The organism is Salinivibrio sp. PR919 (genome assembly GCF_001995355.1).
Taxonomy (GTDB): Bacteria; Pseudomonadota; Gammaproteobacteria; order Enterobacterales; family Vibrionaceae; genus Salinivibrio; species Salinivibrio proteolyticus.
Map to the genome: position 1 here is coordinate 1 of NZ_MUFL01000021.1, position 17,481 is coordinate 17,481.

The window sequence follows — 17,481 nt, forward strand, 5'->3', positions numbered from 1 at the left end:
TTTACCATGGTCAACGTGGCCGATAGTACCAACGTTAACGTGCGGTTTCGTACGTTCAAATTTTTCTTTAGACACGATCGTCTTCCTTCCTAGTTGTGAGCTAAAGGTATCAACACCTAACTAGCTCAGAAGTCAGTATTGGATGCCGACAACACGCCGGCATCGAGACTAATAAAAATTAGCTACGCTCTGCAATCAGGGCGTCGGCAATGTTCTTAGGCACTTCGCCATACTCGCTGAATTCCATTGAGTATGAAGCACGACCCTGAGTTGCACTACGCAGGTCAGTGGCGTAACCGAACATTTCAGACAGTGGTACCTGAGCACGTACGATCTTCAGACCCGCTGGGCCCTCGTCCATACCGCCAATCAGGCCACGGCGACGGTTCAAGTCACCAACAACGTCACCCATCCACTCTTCTGGCGTAGTTACTTCTACTTTCATCATTGGCTCAAGCATAACAGGTTGCGCTTGCAGTGCACCTTTCTTGAATGCCATTGATGCAGCGATCTTAAACGCCATTTCGTTGGAGTCAACATCGTGGTAAGAACCATCGTACAGGGTTGCTTTAACGTCGAGCACTGGATAACCGGCAAGTACACCGTTTTTCATTTGCTCTTCAACGCCTTTCGCTACCGCGCCGATGTATTCACGTGGAACCACACCACCAACGATTTCGTCAACAAAGACAAAGCCTTCGTTTGGCTCAGATGGCTCAAGCTTCAGCCATACGTGACCATACTGACCACGACCACCTGACTGCTTAACGAACTTACCTTCAACTTCCGTGCTACCACGGATAGTTTCACGGTACGCTACCTGAGGCTTACCAACGTTACACTCAACGTTAAACTCACGGCGCATACGGTCAACGATAACGTCTAGGTGAAGCTCACCCATACCAGAGATCAGGGTCTGGCCAGACTCTTCGTCAGACTCAACGCGGAAAGATGGATCTTCTGCCGCCAGTTTACCTAGCGCGATACCCATTTTCTCTTGGTCTGCTTTAGACTTAGGCTCAACCGCGATCTGAATAACTGGATCAGGGAATTCCATACGCTCTAGGATTACTTTTGAATCCATCGCACACAGAGTATCACCCGTAGTTACGTCTTTTAGACCAACCGCGGCCGCGATGTCACCGGCGCGAATTTCTTTGATTTCTTCACGCTTGTTCGAGTGCATCTGTACGATACGGCCTAGACGCTCACGCTTCTGCTTAACAGAGTTGTAAACAGTATCGCCTGAGCTTACAACGCCCGAGTAAACACGCATAAAGGTCAGCGTACCTACGAATGGGTCAGTTGCAATTTTGAATGCCAACGCGGAGAACGGTTCTTTGTCGTCTGCGTGACGCTCGATTGGGTTGCCGTCTTCGTCTTCACCTTTGATTGACTTAACGTCGATTGGTGAAGGTAAGAATTCGATAACCGCATCCAGTACCGCCTGAACGCCTTTGTTCTTAAATGCAGAACCACAGGTTGCCAGTACGATTTCGTTATCTAGAGTACGCTGACGCAGCGCCTTCTTGATTTCTTCTTCAGACAGCTCACCTTCTTCAAGGTACTTGTCCATCAGCTCTTCAGACGCTTCTGCAGCAGACTCAACCAAGAAGTTGTGCCACTCTTCTGCTTGCTCTTGAAGTTCAGCTGGAATCTCTTCATAGGTATAAGTCATACCCATGTCTTCTTCATTCCAGTTGATCGCTTTCATTTTGATCAGATCGATAACGCCCTTGAACTCGTCTTCAGCACCGATGTTCAAGTGAATTGGCACAGGGGTCGCACCAAGGCGATTTTTGATTTGATCAACAACGCGTAGGAAGTCTGCGCCTGCACGGTCCATCTTGTTGACGAAAACCATGCGTGGAACTTCATATTTGTCAGCCTGACGCCATACGGTTTCAGACTGAGGCTCAACACCAGAAGAACCACAGAAAACAACAACCGCACCATCAAGAACACGCAGTGAACGTTCTACTTCGATAGTGAAGTCAACGTGTCCTGGAGTATCGATGATGTTAACACGGTGTTGTTCGAATTGGTGATCTGAACCTTGCCAGAAAGTGGTAGTTGCTGCAGAAGTGATGGTAATACCACGCTCTTGCTCCTGCTCCATCCAGTCCATGGTAGACGCGCCGTCGTGGGTCTCACCAAGCTTGTGGTTAACGCCTGTGTAGAACAGGATCCGCTCGGTAGTGGTGGTTTTACCGGCGTCTACGTGAGCACAAATACCGATGTTACGGTAGCGCTCGATAGGGGTTTTACGAGCCACAATAGTATCCTCTTACTAAGGTTAACCTTAGAAAATGGGTTCGGCGCGCCACCGAAGTGGCGCGCCATGAAGGCATTACCAGCGGTAATGTGCGAACGCTTTGTTCGCGTCTGCCATACGGTGAACGTCTTCACGTTTCTTAACAGCAGTACCTTTGTTTTCAGACGCGTCAAGCATCTCGTTGGCCAGGCGCTGAGCCATAGATTTTTCACCACGCTTACGAGCAGCTTCAACCAACCAACGCATAGCCAGCGCGTTACGACGCACAGGACGTACTTCTACTGGTACTTGGTAAGTTGAACCACCTACACGGCGAGATTTAACCTCTACCGCTGGGCGTACGTTTTCAAGAGCTTGTTCGAATACAGCCAAGTGCTCTTTACCAGAACGCTCAGCCATGATGTCTAGTGCACCGTAAACGATTTTTTCAGCAGTTGACTTCTTACCGTCAACCATCAGGATGTTCACAAATTTTGCCAGCAATTCTGATCCGAACTTAGGATCTGGAAGAATTTTACGCTGACCAATTACGCGACGACGTGGCATGGATTATCTCCGTTGTCTTCTTCAGGTTTTATCCAAAACTTTTCAGTTTTTTCAAAATTCAATTGTTTGAGTGTTTGGCCTTACTTAACGGAATCCATTAAGACTTAGGACGCTTCACACCGTACTTAGAACGACCTTGTTTACGGCCGTTAACGCCTGCACAGTCAAGTGCGCCACGAACAGTGTGGTAACGCACACCCGGCAAGTCTTTTACACGACCGCCGCGGATAAGCACAACGCTGTGCTCTTGCAGGTTGTGGCCTTCACCACCGATGTATGAGGTTACTTCGTAACCGTTAGTCAAACGCACACGGCATACTTTACGCAGTGCTGAGTTTGGTTTTTTTGGCGTAGTGGTGTAAACACGAGTACAAACACCACGTTTTTGCGGACACGCTTCCAGCGCAGGCACGTTGCTTTTCGCAACTTGCTTCAGGCGTGGTTTGCGTACCAGCTGGTTAATAGTTGCCATTAAATAGCTCCTGATATTACTTAACGTATAAGTGTGAAAAATCTATCCCCAATAAAACGGGGACGCGAAATTTTAGGCGCCGACTTATAGGGTGTCAAGATTTATACAGAGATCTTTGCATCGTCTGTTTTTTCACCGATAGCAAGGAAGGCATTTTTATCCTTCGATAGCCTAGTCGATCACCATGTCATTTGCGTGACGTGATCCTCGGTGAGTTGAACCAACCCTTGCATATCAATCTGTTTAACTTGCGGATGTAGATGCGCTTGTACCCCACGGGCCATCACATCTTCTTCGAGCACATAAACCGAACGGTTATCTGTAAAAAGTGCCACACCCAAAGGGCTCTCTACCAGTGCGCCAAGGACTGCGTCATTGATCAAGACGATGACACTGTCAGGGGTGGCATACGCCAAACAGTGCGACAGCGCATGCGTTGCATAAGGGGACGATTTGATAATATGTAGCATCTGACTCTCTTAAAAATGCAGGATGCGATCACAGCGAGCGAGCTGTGCCTGAATGTGTTCACGTTCCAGCACTTCGCCCGTCAACACGCGCGCCGCATCACCCATGCCTCGTGCCGTCAGTGACGCTTGGCAAATATAGATATCTTCGACATCACACAGCGGTAGCATTTTAAAGCTGGCAATATAATCGCGACTAAGCACTGTGCTTGGGCGCTGCCCATCAATCAATTGCATCACCCCATCGCCAATGAAGAACACGCTAATCGTTTCGCAAAAAGCGGATGCCGCCAACAGCGCATCTAACCCCTCACGTCCGCTCGCTGAGCCATGCGGTGCGGTTGAAAAAACAAACCCGAGTTGCATACGTCCTCTTAAAATTGCAGTACACGATCGGCTGTCAACAAAGCTTCTGCCAAGGCACCGAGACCAGCTTGTTGATACCCATCAGCCAGGTTAGCTTGTGACAAGCCATGCTGCGTCGCTTCTTGCTCACTCACAATACCTCGACGTAATGCGGCAGCCACACAGGTTTCGAGTTGTACCTGATGTTCATTGGCTAAGGTCTGCCATGCCTTAACCAAGTCAAATTCGTCATTCGCAGGCACCGTTGTCGCAGCCCCGTTTAATACGCCATCTTGGTAGAAAAACACTTTGCTGACACTGTGTCCTTTGGCAATGGCCGCACACGCAAATTGATAGGCCGTACGCGCAAGTTGCGTCCCATAAGCCGGCTCTGAGACCACGAGTACGTAATTGAGGCTCATTTTTCCCCGTCTCCCGTTTTGCGTTGGCGCACGTAAAGGTACACAGTGTGCTTCGATATGTTGAGCCTATCAGCGACACGATGAATAGCATCTTTGATATCAAAGATCCCTTTATCATAAAGCGCCATCACAATTTGGCGGTTTTTGGTGTTGTTAGACACACTTTTATCCGCGTTGACTTCTTCAATGGTACGCTCAACGGTTTGATCCACCAGCTCTTCTACATCACTGGCAAAGTTAACCGATGACGCAGCTTGCTTGGCTTGATCATCGGGCATAAACGCTTGCAGCACCTGAGAGAAAGGGGCATCCAAGTTTATATTGATACATAACAGCCCGATAATGCGGCTTTCACCATTGCGGATGGCAACCGTGATCGATTTCATTAAGGTGCCGCTTTTCGCGCGCGTAAAGTAGGCGCGAGAAAAATTACGCTCAGACCCTTCAATGTCCCGCAACATCCGTAAGGCCAAATCCGTGATGGGTGACCCCACTTGGCGACCGGTGTTTTCACCATTGGCAATTTTGATTGCTGACTTGTTCAAGTCTTCTAGCGAGTGCAGTACGATTTCACAATGCTCGCCAATCAGCGCAGCCAAGCCGTCTACGACCGCGGCATAAGAGTGWAAAATCACACTGTCTTGCGCAGTAAATGGATTCGGCTCAATGAGCTCGCTTTCTGTCATGATTTCTGCGCCAAAATGCTCTGTCGGTACCACGTACGCCTATCCTTATTCGACAGTGAATCTGTGTTTATCTCAGCCAAGTTTAACAGAATCCAGCCCTAAAAAAGCAAAAGCCCCGGCAAAGCCGAGGCATTTTGGCGCGAAAACAAGCGTCAGGTTTACCCTTCACTCGCCTTCTCTTTGTTGGCATCGTCTTTGATTTCCAGTAGCTCAACATCAAACACAAGCGTTGAGTTCGCAGGAATGGACGCCGTATCTTGGTCACCGTAAGCCAGCTCTGGCGGGATCACGAAGGTGAATTTAGATCCAACCGGCATCAGCTGCACCCCTTCAGTCCAACCTGGGATCACACGATTAAGCGGGAAGGTTGCTGGCTCGCCACGATCGTAAGAGCTATCAAATTGGGTACCATCCGTTAGCGTGCCTTTGTAGTGCACCACCACAGTGTCTTCCGCCGCGGGCTTTTTACCGTCACCTAAGCTATCCACTTTGTATAACAAGCCAGATTCGGTTTCTTTCACGCCCTCTTGGCTCGCAAATTCAGTGCGATACTTTTCACCGTCTGCCAGCGCAGCTTCTGCTTTCTCTTTAGCTTGTTGCTGAGCCAGCTCAGTCACGCGTTGATCGAGTGACTGCAGTGCCGCTTGCGCTTGCTCGTCGGTCAGCTTGGATTCGCCATTAAAGACGTCCTGCACCCCTTGCAATACCAACTCTTTATCTAAATCCAAACCAATGTCGGCTTGTTGCTCTAGGTTGGCGTTGAGGTATTGCGCTAAAGACGCACCAATCGCGTAGGCTGCCTTGTCGTCATCATTAGCAAACGACGCTTCCGCTTGCGCTTGCTCAGCGGCTTGGTTCGTCTGCTCGACGTTGGTGTCGTCTTGTTGACAGCCGACGGCAAGGGCAACGGTTGCCGCGAGTAGCGACATCTTCATTACTGATTTCATTGGGTACTCCGTTGATGGTAAGGATAAATCCTCGTATGGTTGTCACTGACGCATCAACAATGCGAAAGCCTGATTCTATCAATATACTCGTGGTTATATGGCTGCACGTTTCGGAACTCAAGCATCATGCCCAAAATTCGCCACATTGTTTGCATTTTTCTCATCGCCATCACGCTAACTGGCTGTTGGCAGTCTGGCAAAGAAGCCCAGCGTTGGTCAATCCATCCTGAAGGCGCCACCAGCTTTAGCCTGAGTCGAGACGGGCGATTTGCGCTGCTCGCCTCCGAAGAAACCGACATTGTGCTGTGGGATCTGGTCACCAACCAAAAACTGGCGGATCTAGGGCCCCAAGATCCGAATGCAAACCCTGTGGTGGTCAGCCATATCTCCGACAATAAACGCTATGCCATCACCGCGACCGCGCAAAATTTTGCTGTCTGGGATCTTGCCTGGAGCCAAGCCGAGGGCTTGTGGTCGGTCTCTGAAGGCATTATCCGTGATGCGGCTATCAGCAACAACGGCCAAAAAGTGGTCCTCGCGATGTCGGACGGCAAAGCGCTATTCATCGACTTAGGCACAGGAAGACGCTTAGAGTTCCTTGCCCATCGCGATAAAGTCAATGCGGTCGCCATTTCCCCGAACGGCGCTTACGTCCTCTCAGGGGGCAATGACCATCATGCCTATTTTTGGGACACCAATTCCGGGCAAATTATCAACGACTTTCCTTATGACCAACGGGTGAAGCAAGTGGCGCTGCAACGGGAAGGGAAGTATGCCTTTGTCTCGGATGGCAGCAATCAAGCAATTATCTGGGCCTTACCCAGCGGTGAGAAGGTCAGTCAACTGGATATCTTTGCGCGCCAAGCGATTTATGCCAGTGCACGCTTTTCCGATGACGGCCGCCGACTCGCAACCGGTACTCCCTCACAGCGGGTCGAGCTTTGGGATGTTCAGACCGGTGAGAATCTAGGGCGTTGGGAGGCATTGGCTCAACCCAATACTCGCCCTCCCAGCGCGGTCGTGTATGATGTTGCTATCGACCCAACCGGCCGTGTGATTTCCGGCACCTCGGCGGGCATCGCCCAAGCTTGGTTAACCGACACCCCTTAATGCAGTGAGAAACAAAAATGAGTGAGATTGGCAAATTACAGCAACAAATTGACGATCTAGAGTGCAAGGTCGCGTTTCAAGAAGACACAATAGAACAGCTCAATGACGCTCTCACCCAGCAGCAAGGCGATATTGAGCGTATGACAGTGCAAATTCAGTATTTGGTCGGCAAACTGAAAGACGTCGCGCCGGCCAACATCGCCAGCCAATCGGAAGAAACCCCACCGCCGCATTATTAATTGCCAAGCGCTGGTGTCGATACACACCTGAAGACGGTGGATATGAAATAAAAAAGGCGCCAAACCGGCGCCTTTTCTCGTTGCTAATCACTGATTAGTGATCGTGACCGCAGCCACCTTCTTGGTGAATGTGGCCATGAGCAATTTCGTCTTCGGTTGCTGCACGTAGATCAACCACTTCCACAGAGAATGACAGAGTTTGGCCTGCCAGCATGTGGTTAGCATCAACAACAACTTCGTCACCGTCAACTTCGGTGACTTCAACCGGGATCTGACCTTGGTCAGTTTCCGCCATAAAGCGCATGCCGACTTCCACTTGGTCTACGCCTTGGAATACGTTCGCCGGTACACGTTGTACCATGGCTTCTTGATACTCACCGTATGCGTCGTCAGGACCTACAGTCACTTCAAACGCGTCGCCTTTCTCACGACCTTCCAGTGCCTTTTCCAGACCAACGATCAGGTTACGGTGACCGTGTAGGTACTGGAGGGGTTCTTGCGCTGTTGATTCATCAACTAACGCACCGTCTTCATTTTTTACTTGGTAGGCCAGGCTGACCACCACATCATTTGCAATTTTCATGCTCGCTCCGAGACCGGAAGGTTAATGGACTGCCGATGATAACGGATTCCCTACTCCGGTTTAAAGATCCCAATGACATTCTCTGCCGGCGGGGTTTCAGACTGTGACTGCTGTGCCGAATCCGGAAGCCGACTCTCATGGTAATCGCAGCTGACACATTCCACTTTGTCAATATTGTTTTCGCGCCAGACCCGCAAGGTATCTTGGCGCTGACATTTGGGGCACGCCGCCCCAGCAATAAAGCGCTTTTTCACAATTCCATCCTATTCATCTCGGTTCCAACTCTGGTGGCGCTCAATCTCTCCGCGCATTTCCCGATCGAAGATCTCTTCCAACTCTTTACGCGCCTCTTTCACGCGTGAAGCGGCGGCCATATCTTCATTATGCTGAGGTAAGAGGTCTTGCAATACCCGCATATCCAATTTTCGGAACAACACCTCGGCACGTTTTGCCTTGTAAGGATGCATGCCTAAGGACTCTAACGTCTGTCGGCCTAAATCAAGCGCGCCAAGAAATGTCTCCCGCGACAAGGTTTCGACGCCTAAGCCCATGAGCTGATAAGCCTCCACCCGACTTCGTGCTCGCGCTAATATCTTTAAGTTAGGGAAATGCCGCTGACAAAGATCAACAATCTCCATCACTTCATCCGGCGAGTCGGTGCAAATCACAATCGCCTCTGCGCTTTGCGCCCCTGCCGCCCGAAGCAAATCAAGCTGCGTCGCATCACCGTAATACACATCATACCCGAATTTACGTAACAGTTTGATTTGGGTGGGATCACGTTCCAAGATGGTGACACCAATTTTGTTGGCAAACATCAATCGACCAACCACTTGACCAAACCGACCGAAGCCCGCGATGATGACGCGCGCATCATGTTGATCAAATTGCGTCTGTGTCGGTAACTCCTCGGGTTCATTAAAGGTGCGTTCAAACCAGCGTTGCTGCAAGGTAAGCATCAAAGGCGTGGTCATCATCGACAGACTCACCACCACCAGCAAGAAGGCATTCAATTCTTGGCTGAGTAACCCTTCTGCGCGTGCCGCCGTAAAGATCACGAAAGCAAACTCACCGCCTTGGCTAAGCAACACCGCCATTTGACTGCGCGCTTTAGGTGCCACACCAAATAGACGCGCGAGCAGATAGATAAGTAACGCCTTACCACACACCAGTGCAAGTACCGCACCGAGCAAGGTCAGCGGATATTCCAGCAATAGACCGAGATCCACCGCCATCCCAACCGCAATAAAAAACAGCCCCAGCAACAATCCTTTAAAGGGATCGATGGCGGTTTCGAGCTCGTGGCGATACTCACTCTCCGCAAGCAGCACACCCGCAAGGAACGCACCTAACGCCATCGAGAGACCCAACTGCTGCATCGCAAGCGCAATACCAATCACCAAGGCCAGTGCCGCCACGTTAAACAGCTCGCTGACCCCGCTCATGACCACCAAACGGAATAGAGGCCGAAGCAAGAAATGCCCGCCGACCAACAGCGCGCCAATCCCCACAAACATCCATAGCACATCTAACCAGCTGCCGAGACTGCCTCCTGCCAGTGCGGGCATCACCGCCAACATGGGGATCACCGCGATATCTTGGAATAACAGAATCGCAAACCCTGCTTGACCGGATTCACTGCGCATAAGGCGCTGATCCTCCATAATTTTCATCGCAATGGCAGTGGAGGAGAGCGCCATGGCCATGCCCACAATAAAGCCCTGCCGTTCCGTCAGGCCAAACATCACCCCAACAGCACCTATTACCAAGGTGGTCACCACCACTTGGCTACCACCCAGCCCCAGTATCGGCCGGCGCATCTGCAGCAGTTTTTTAGGGTTCAGTTCCAAGCCAATCAGAAATAGCAGCAATACCACCCCGAATTCAGAAAAATGGAGAATAGACTCCACATCGCTGATAAGCCCGAGCCCCCAAGGACCAATCACGATGCCAGCCATCAGATAGCCTAATACCGAGCCCATTCCTAACCGCTGCGCGAGTGGGACGGCAATGACCGCCGCGAGCAGAAAAATAAAGGCCGCAGACAGCAAGTTATGCTCCATGCTCACCTCCCGCATGGGCGAGCGGATCACGAATCCAATCGGCATACAATTCCGCAAACGCATCCCGATCAGCATCACTAACACGGCGTGCCCAATGCAAGACCAACGGCGGAAGCCACTCCATGCGGCAAAGAGCTGCGGTCAGCTCAAACGGCTGGAGAAGCTCTTGCATCGAGTACTTGTTGTATCCGCTTTTAGTGAACGCCTCAGCCGCCCCTCCAGTAGTGACGACAAAACGGCAGGTTTTTCCTGCTAGCGCATCCCCTCCCTCGCCATGTGCAAAACCTTTGCCTAGCACCACATCAATCCATTCTTTCAATAACGCCGGACAGGAATACATTTGTAGCGGGTGTTGAAAARCAATCACATCAGCTTGTTGCACCCGTCGGCGCTCATCGTGCACATCAACCACAAAGTCGGGATAGGTTGCGTAAATATCGTGAACGGTCACGTGCGGAAAAGAAGAGATAGCGGCAAGCAGACGTCGGTTCGCCACCGACTGATCAGGGTCGGGATGGGCAAAGATCACCAACACCGACGCGGGGTCTTGGTATGCATCCTTGTCATTGGGCATAGGCATCCTTGTTATCACGGCAAGAGTCAGTTTTCATGCTTGTTTTTAACCTTAACACACAAAACACACAACACAGATCGCGCCAGTTAGGCCGACTGACGGGGAAATTTGGCAATCCCCGCACCAAGCTGGTATAACGACGACGCACCCAAACCACACTAGCGCACTGAATAATCATGATTAGCTTTTCTGACATCCAATTACTGCGCGGTGGCAAGCCACTGCTCGATCATACCTCTGCCACCATCCATCCTGGCGACAAAGTCGGATTGGTCGGAAAAAACGGCTGTGGCAAATCTAGCTTGTTTGCGCTGCTTCGCCACCAGCTGACGTTAGATGCGGGCAGCTATCATTATCCTAGCCAATGGCAAGTAGCATGGGTGGCACAAGAAACACCCGCACTGGAAAAAAGTGCGCTCGAGTATGTCATTGATGGCGATGCTGAATACCGTGAACTGCAGATGGCCTTGTCGGATGCCGAACAACGCGATGACGGTCATGCCGTAGCGACCTTACACGATAAACTGGATGCCATTGGTGGCTACAGTATTGAGGCCCGCGCCGCCAGTTTGCTCGATGGCTTGGGGTTTAGTCAGGCGCAAATGCAATGGTCCCTCACGCAGTTTTCGGGCGGCTGGCGGATGCGCTTAAACCTTGCCCAAGCACTACTGTGTCGTTCCGACCTCTTGCTACTTGATGAACCAACCAACCACCTCGATTTAGATGCCGTGATGTGGCTGGAAAAATGGCTACAGCAATACCCCGGTACCTTGGTGCTGATTTCCCACGACCGTGACTTTCTTGACCCTGTGGTCAACCGCATTATTCATATTGAGCATCAGCAGCTGAATGAATACACGGGCAATTATTCCGACTTCGAGCAGATGCGGGCGCAGAAGCTGGCGCAACAACAAGCGCAGTTTGAAAAGCAAAAAAAGCAAATTGCCCACATGCAATCTTACATCGACCGCTTTCGTTATAAAGCCTCAAAGGCGCGCCAAGCGCAAAGCCGGATTAAGGCTCTGGAGCGGATGGAAAAGGTGTTGCCAGCGCAATACGATAATCCGTTTAGCTTTACCTTCTTCACCCCAGATGCGCTCCCAAATCCTATCTTGATGATGGACAAGGTCGCAGCGGGGTACGACAAGACGCCGATTGTGGAAAACATCCGCCTCAATCTAGTCCCAGGCGCGCGTATTGGTTTGTTGGGCCGCAATGGTGCGGGTAAGTCTACGCTGATCAAACTCCTTGCTGGCACCTTACCAGCCATGGCCGGTGAGCTCAGTTACTCCCAAGGGGTAAAAATTGGCTATTTTGCGCAGCATCAACTTGATACCTTGCGCATTGACGAAACCCCGCTGCAACATATGAATCGCCTTGCGCCTACCACAGCCGAGCAAACGCTACGTGACTTCTTAGGGCGCTTTGGCTTTCAGGGGGATAAAGCGCTTGAGACCATTGGTCCCTTTTCGGGAGGCGAGAAGGCACGCTTGGTATTAGCGTTATTGGTGTGGCAAAAGCCTAACCTGCTGTTGCTTGACGAACCGACTAACCACCTTGATTTAGACATGCGCCAAGCCTTGACGCTTGCCCTACAATCGTTTGAAGGGGCGATGGTGATCGTCAGCCATGATCGCTTTTTGCTGCGCGCGACCACCGACGATCTTTATCTTGTCGACAACGGCGCGGTGCAACCCTTTGACGGTGACTTACACGACTACCATCGCTGGCTTGGCGAGCAACAGCGTGCCGACCGTGCGGAAAGTAAAAAACAAAACACCGATGACAAAGCCGCCCCCCAGCAACGTCAGGTCGATCGTAAGGCACAAAAGCGTCGCGAGGCCGAACTTCGCCAAAAAACCGCGCCACTTCGTAAAAAAATTGACAGCCTAGACACAAAAATCGAACAGCTCTCTGCCATTATTGCCGATGCAGAGACCAAACTGGCCGACCCAACAATTTATAGCGCAGACCAAAAAGCCCAACTCGCGGAACAATTACAACGCCAGGCTGATGCCAAATCAGCGCTGGAAGAGGTAGAGCAAGAATGGATGGAGCGACAGGAAGAACTGGAAGCCATGGAGGCGGCATTCAATCAAGCCTAATTCCCGGCAAAGCGAATGCAGCCGATCTGTGGCAGTTTTGTTTGCAACACTACGGCAAGCAAGACGTGAAACAGGCGTGTCTTAAATTGCAAGATCAGCATCAGGGCAACGTCAACCTTGCCTTGTTGCTGGCTTGGTTGGAAAGTCATGGCTATGGCCTTGCCCCAGAGAGCCTCAGCCAGCTTAAACAATCGCTTAGCCGCTCTGAGCACTTGCTGATTGCCTACCGCAACCTGCGTCGCGATATCAAACCGCGCGTTGGTGCGGGACAATATAAAAAAATGCTGAATTTTGAGCTCAGCCTCGAAAAGTTCCAGCAACAAGACCTCATCCACGCCTTGAATCAACAAACATGGCTGACCGAATCGCCCTCGCCGTTGGCGTATTATTGCCGTCAGCTCTCGCCCTCGGCCAAATCGCTCTATCCCGCCCTGCGCGCCAGTGTGATCAAAGACGATGAGCAAGGAGACGCCGATGACGCCCTTTGAACCGATTCCCAGCGCCCGTAATCCACACCTACAAACCATCATGCCACGGCTGATACGGCGTCAACCCGTGCTCTCTCCTTTGTGGCAACAGCTGGATTTACCGGATGGTGATTTTGTCGATCTCGCTTGGACGCAGACACCTAAGCCCGGTCAACCGATAGTGGTGCTTTTTCATGGCCTTGCTGGCAGCTTTCATAGCCCATACGCGAATGGGTTACTGGCTGCTTTTCAGCGCCGAGGCTGGTGCGGTGTGGTGATGCACTTTCGCAGTTGCAGTGGCCGATTAAACCGCGTCCCGCGCACTTATCACTCAGGCGAGACACAAGACGCGCGCTATTTTTTGACCACATTACGTATGCGTTATCCTCAGCATCCCATTCATGCTGTGGGCGTATCGCTAGGCGGCAACATGCTGGTGCGCTATTTGGCAGAGTATGCGGACGATCCGATCGTCTCCAGTGGCTGCGCAGTGTCACCCCCCTTAGACCTTGCCGCCTGCTCGTTACGCATTCAGCAAGGATTCTCACGTGTCTACCAAGCGTATCTGCTCCGATCGATGCGGCAAACCCTGTCAGATAAGCTTACGCGGCACGCCCAAGTGGGTCGTTGGCAAGCTGGCGAGCAGCCCCGTATTGCGACCTTATTCGAGTTTGACCAAACCGTCRCCGCACCACTGCATGGATTTGAGGACGCACATCATTACTACCAGCAATGCAGTGGCCTATCCGTGTTGCCTGCGATCCGCACCCCTTTGACCATCATTCATGCCAAAGACGATCCTTTTATGACCGACGCGGTGATCCCAACCACGCCATTACCGGCCAATATACGCTATCAACTCACTGACCATGGCGGACATGTTGGGTTTGTCACTGGCCGTTGGCGTGCACCGCGTTTATGGTTGGAAGAGGCAGTGCCCGCGTGGATAGCTGAGCAACTCGACACCTGATGCCCCTATTCGTCACGATAAATTGTGACTGAATCGACATAGATACACTGCACCTACGCGCATAATTCGGTAAAATGGGAGCTAATTCACAACCTAAGCACGGAGATGGCGTCCGTGCCATCTAGGTGTCAGCAAAAGGTGATGTAGTATGATGGTTCCATGGCAATCTGTGCCAGCCGAAACCTTGACCAATTTAATTGAGCACTTTGTGTTGCGGGAAGGGACAGATTACGGTGAGCAGGAAGTCAGCTTTGCTGAGAAAGTTGAACAAGTGCGCGAACAATTAAAATCCGGCGATGCCGTGATTGTATACTCTGAGCTGCATGAGACAGTGGATATTCGTCGTCAGCGCGATCTCAGACCGTAACACCGCCTCCCATTGTGGGCTGCGGTGTAAATTCAGACTGATCAATGACAGGGCTCGTCATGTCGGCTAAACACCCAATCATCGCTGTGACCGGTTCATCTGGCGCAGGCACAACCACGACCTCCGAAGCGTTTCGCAAGATGTTCAATATGATGAACATCAAAGCCTCTTGGTTAGAGGGCGATAGCTTTCACCGCTTCACGCGGCCAGAGATGGATGTTGAGATCCGTAAAGCACGTGAACAAGGTCGTCATATTAGCTACTTTGGCCCCACGGCCAACGACTTCCCACGCCTTGAGCAATTTTTTAAAGAATATGGCGAACAAGGCACCGGCAAGTATCGTCGTTATCTACACACCTTTGATGAAGCCGTGCCTTATAATCAAATGCCGGGCACCTTCACTCCCTGGCAAGATCTGCCTGAAAATACCGACGTATTATTTTATGAAGGCTTGCATGGCGGAGTGGTGGATGGTGACGTCAATGTCGCCCAACATGTTGATTTACTGATCGGCATGGTGCCTATCGTTAACTTGGAGTGGATTCAAAAGTTTGTCCGCGATACGCGCGACCGCGGCCATTCCCGCGAGGCCGTTACGGACTCCATTGTGCGTTCCATGGACGATTACTTGCACTATATTACGCCGCAGTTTTCTCGCACGCATATTAACTTCCAACGCGTCCCAACCGTAGATACATCTAACCCGCTGAATGCAAAAGGGATCCCGTCACTCGACGAAAGTTTTGTCGTGATCCGCTTTCGTGGCATGAAGAACGTCGATTTTCCTTATTTACTGCAAATGATCAGTGGCGCCTTTATGTCTCGGCACAACACGCTGGTCGTGCCCGGCGGTAAAATGGGATTTGCGATGGAGCTGATTATTCGCCCCTTGATCCAACAGTTGATTGAGAAAGGCAAGATAGGTTAAGCGCCGTAGCGCACTTAACGTGTATTACTTCTCAGGTCGTGATCTTAGCCACATTTTTGCCGAATTTTTAGGCGGTTGGCTTAGATCAAAATCAAGAAATCCAGATAGAAAAAAGATACACTCTTGTTAACATACAGTGAGCTTGTAGCCTGCGCCAAGACCTCGTATTCTGTGCATTGGACTGATGGGTTTCCATTCAGACAAAGACAGGACGTCGTTGCCGGGCAACACATGCAGAGGAAATAAGTTATATGGTTCCAGGAAAACCTCAAACAGACCCTACACTCGAGTGGTTCCTTTCACATTGTCATATTCACAAGTACCCGTCCAAAAGTACTCTGATCCATGCAGGGGAAAAGGCGGAGACCTTGTACTACATCGTGAAAGGTTCTGTGGCCGTACTAATCAAAGATGAAGAAGGCAAGGAGATGATCCTGTCTTACCTTAACCAAGGTGACTTCATCGGCGAACTTGGTCTGTTCGAAGAGGACCAAGAGCGCACCGCATGGGTACGTGCGAAATCACCTTGCGAAGTGGCAGAAATTTCATTCAAGAAATTCCGCCAGCTGATCCAAGTTAACCCAGACATTTTGATGCGTCTCTCCTCTCAGATGGCGCGTCGCCTGCAAGTGACCAGCCAGAAAGTGGGAGACCTTGCCTTCCTGGACGTGACCGGCCGCATTGCACAAACCCTACTGAACTTGGCGAAGCAACCTGACGCCATGACTCACCCTGACGGCATGCAAATCAAGATCACGCGTCAGGAAATCGGTCAAATTGTTGGCTGTTCGCGTGAGACGGTTGGGCGTATCCTTAAAATGCTGGAAGAGCAGAATCTTATCTCAGCTCACGGTAAAACCATTGTGGTTTACGGCACACGCTAATCCTCGCGTGTTGCGATAAAACCGGCGCTTTTGCGTCGGTTTTTTATTTTTATTGACTGGAAACTCATTACCTAAGTTCTACACTTCAAAAACGACCCATCTAACAACTGATTAACAGGATGTCGTTTATGAGAAGCTTACGTCACACCCTTGCTGCATTGCTACTCGCGGCGGTTTCTTCAACTGCTGCGGCGAATATCACCATTGTCCACCCAGAACCACGGGCTGGCTCTGCCCTCGATTTATACGCTATCGACTTGATTGAGTTTTTAGCGGAAAAATCGGGTGAGTCTGTCACGTTACAGGCCTTTCAAGGCCAAATTGGCTCTCAGTCTCGTAAAGTAGAAATGCTGAAACAAGGACGACTGACGGTAGATTGGCTCGGGGCCGACCGTACCCTTGAGTCAGAGTTACTTCCCATCCGTTATCCAGTTTTTCGGGGTCTCTTAGGCCATCGCTTGTTCATTACTAATCAAGCCACCGAACCCAAGCTTGCACAAATCAGTGACCAAGCAGGGCTCAATAATCTGACCATGATCCAAGGGCAAGGCTGGGCCGATGTGAAGGTCTTGCAGTCAGCGGGATTTCGGGTTCGAGAAATTTCAAGCTTTGAGAATATCTTTAAAGCCGTCGATACCGGACGGGCAGACCTCTTCCCGCGTGCGCTTATCGAACCTTTTAGCGAACTGGCAGAGCGACCTCAATATGCAAATCTGTTGGTCGATCCGCACTTAATGCTGATCTATCGCTTCCCGATGTTCTTGTTTGTATCGCCCCAAAACCCAGAGGTGGCGACCATGCTCAATGATGCCTTTGCGGCCGCCTATCAAGACGGATCCTTCATCGAATTTTTTGAGAATGCGCCTCTGGTAAAAGAGACCTTTGAGAAAGCCAATATTGGTGAGCGCACCTTTATTCGCGTCGACAACCCACATCTGAGTAATGAAACTCAGGCGATTGACGATAAATTCTGGCTCGATATTGAAAGTCGCTAAACACAGCCACCCAAAAAAGGAGAGCATCGCTCTCC

General features: G+C 50.9%; 21 protein-coding genes. 9 read left to right on the forward strand and 12 right to left on the reverse strand.

The features are described 5' to 3' along the window. Positions 1-178: 178 nt before the first annotated feature. The 8 genes from fusA to fkpA form a co-directional block, all read right to left on the reverse strand. Positions 179-2,275: an elongation factor G gene (gene fusA, locus BZG83_RS05870; RefSeq protein WP_077479741.1), complete on the reverse strand. Its 2,097-nt coding sequence runs from the start codon at positions 2,273-2,275 to the stop codon at positions 179-181. Positions 2,276-2,350: 75 nt separating this feature from the next. Beyond that, positions 2,351-2,821, reverse strand: coding sequence for a 30S ribosomal protein S7 (gene rpsG, locus BZG83_RS05875; RefSeq protein ID WP_069589544.1), 471 nt, complete (start codon positions 2,819-2,821; stop codon positions 2,351-2,353). A gap of 97 nt (positions 2,822-2,918) precedes the next feature. Then, positions 2,919-3,293: a 30S ribosomal protein S12 gene (gene rpsL, locus BZG83_RS05880; RefSeq protein ID WP_069589545.1), complete on the reverse strand. Its 375-nt coding sequence runs from the start codon at positions 3,291-3,293 to the stop codon at positions 2,919-2,921. A gap of 179 nt (positions 3,294-3,472) precedes the next feature. Beyond that, complete coding sequence (tusB, locus tag BZG83_RS05885) at positions 3,473-3,763, reverse strand: sulfurtransferase complex subunit TusB (RefSeq protein ID WP_077479742.1); 291 nt, start codon at positions 3,761-3,763, stop codon at positions 3,473-3,475. Positions 3,764-3,772: 9 nt separating this feature from the next. After that, a complete protein-coding gene (gene tusC, locus BZG83_RS05890) occupies positions 3,773-4,126 on the reverse strand; it encodes a sulfurtransferase complex subunit TusC (RefSeq protein ID WP_077479743.1) in 354 nt (117 codons plus the stop codon). An 8-nt stretch (positions 4,127-4,134) separates the two neighbouring features. Then, entirely contained in the window at positions 4,135-4,527 is a 393-nt protein-coding gene (gene tusD / locus BZG83_RS05895) for a sulfurtransferase complex subunit TusD (protein ID WP_077479744.1), read from the reverse strand. Continuing rightward, positions 4,524-5,246: a helix-turn-helix transcriptional regulator gene (locus tag BZG83_RS05900; RefSeq protein ID WP_077479745.1), complete on the reverse strand. Its 723-nt coding sequence runs from the start codon at positions 5,244-5,246 to the stop codon at positions 4,524-4,526. Before BZG83_RS05900 ends, tusD begins: the two co-directional genes overlap by 4 nt. Before the next feature lie 125 nt (positions 5,247-5,371). Further along, entirely contained in the window at positions 5,372-6,160 is a 789-nt protein-coding gene (fkpA, locus tag BZG83_RS05905; RefSeq protein ID WP_077479746.1) for an FKBP-type peptidyl-prolyl cis-trans isomerase, read from the reverse strand. A gap of 126 nt (positions 6,161-6,286) precedes the next feature. Between fkpA and BZG83_RS05910 the strand changes: the two genes are divergently transcribed. Beyond that, positions 6,287-7,270 carry a WD40 repeat domain-containing protein gene (locus BZG83_RS05910; protein WP_069589554.1) on the forward strand — a complete coding sequence of 328 codons (984 nt, stop codon included), beginning with the start codon at positions 6,287-6,289 and terminating at the stop codon, positions 7,268-7,270. A 17-nt stretch (positions 7,271-7,287) separates the two neighbouring features. Further along, a complete protein-coding gene (locus tag BZG83_RS05915) occupies positions 7,288-7,509 on the forward strand; it encodes a SlyX family protein (RefSeq protein ID WP_069589556.1) in 222 nt (73 codons plus the stop codon). Between the two features lie 94 nt (positions 7,510-7,603). On the opposite strand, the gene slyD is transcribed toward BZG83_RS05915, so the two are convergent. The 4 genes from slyD to kefG are packed head-to-tail and all read right to left on the reverse strand — an operon-like array spanning position 7,604 to position 10,729. Continuing rightward, positions 7,604-8,092 (reverse strand): peptidylprolyl isomerase, encoded by a 489-nt coding sequence (gene slyD / locus BZG83_RS05920; protein WP_077455135.1) that lies wholly within the window; start codon positions 8,090-8,092, stop codon positions 7,604-7,606. Between the two features lie 50 nt (positions 8,093-8,142). After that, a complete protein-coding gene (locus tag BZG83_RS05925; RefSeq protein ID WP_077455134.1) occupies positions 8,143-8,346 on the reverse strand; it encodes a YheV family putative zinc ribbon protein in 204 nt (67 codons plus the stop codon). 9 nt (positions 8,347-8,355) lie between these two features. Next, positions 8,356-10,155, reverse strand: coding sequence for a glutathione-regulated potassium-efflux system protein KefB (kefB, locus tag BZG83_RS05930; protein WP_077479747.1), 1,800 nt, complete (start codon positions 10,153-10,155; stop codon positions 8,356-8,358). Further along, the gene (kefG, locus tag BZG83_RS05935; protein WP_077479748.1) at positions 10,145-10,729 is read right to left on the reverse strand and encodes a glutathione-regulated potassium-efflux system ancillary protein KefG; all 585 of its coding nucleotides are present in this window, start codon (positions 10,727-10,729) and stop codon (positions 10,145-10,147) included. The genes kefB and kefG overlap by 11 nt, the downstream gene beginning before the upstream one ends. A gap of 176 nt (positions 10,730-10,905) precedes the next feature. Here kefG and BZG83_RS05940 point away from each other — a divergent pair, with 176 nt between their 5' ends. From BZG83_RS05940 to BZG83_RS05970, 7 genes are all read left to right on the forward strand, one after another. Beyond that, positions 10,906-12,834, forward strand: a complete 1,929-nt coding sequence (locus tag BZG83_RS05940) for an ABC transporter ATP-binding protein (RefSeq protein WP_077479749.1) — start codon at positions 10,906-10,908, stop codon at positions 12,832-12,834. Then, entirely contained in the window at positions 12,777-13,322 is a 546-nt protein-coding gene (locus BZG83_RS05945; RefSeq protein WP_077479750.1) for a TIGR02444 family protein, read from the forward strand. The genes BZG83_RS05940 and BZG83_RS05945 overlap by 58 nt, the downstream gene beginning before the upstream one ends. Then, the gene (locus BZG83_RS05950) at positions 13,309-14,271 is read left to right on the forward strand and encodes a hydrolase (protein WP_077479751.1); all 963 of its coding nucleotides are present in this window, start codon (positions 13,309-13,311) and stop codon (positions 14,269-14,271) included. Before BZG83_RS05945 ends, BZG83_RS05950 begins: the two co-directional genes overlap by 14 nt. Before the next feature lie 148 nt (positions 14,272-14,419). Then, positions 14,420-14,638: a YheU family protein gene (locus BZG83_RS05955; RefSeq protein WP_069589565.1), complete on the forward strand. Its 219-nt coding sequence runs from the start codon at positions 14,420-14,422 to the stop codon at positions 14,636-14,638. Between the two features lie 59 nt (positions 14,639-14,697). Further along, a complete protein-coding gene (locus BZG83_RS05960) occupies positions 14,698-15,567 on the forward strand; it encodes a phosphoribulokinase (protein WP_069589567.1) in 870 nt (289 codons plus the stop codon). A 251-nt stretch (positions 15,568-15,818) separates the two neighbouring features. Next, positions 15,819-16,451, forward strand: a complete 633-nt coding sequence (gene crp / locus BZG83_RS05965; RefSeq protein WP_002535199.1) for a cAMP-activated global transcriptional regulator CRP — start codon at positions 15,819-15,821, stop codon at positions 16,449-16,451. A 128-nt stretch (positions 16,452-16,579) separates the two neighbouring features. Continuing rightward, the gene (locus BZG83_RS05970; RefSeq protein ID WP_077479752.1) at positions 16,580-17,446 is read left to right on the forward strand and encodes a hypothetical protein; all 867 of its coding nucleotides are present in this window, start codon (positions 16,580-16,582) and stop codon (positions 17,444-17,446) included. Positions 17,447-17,481 lie beyond the last annotated feature (35 nt).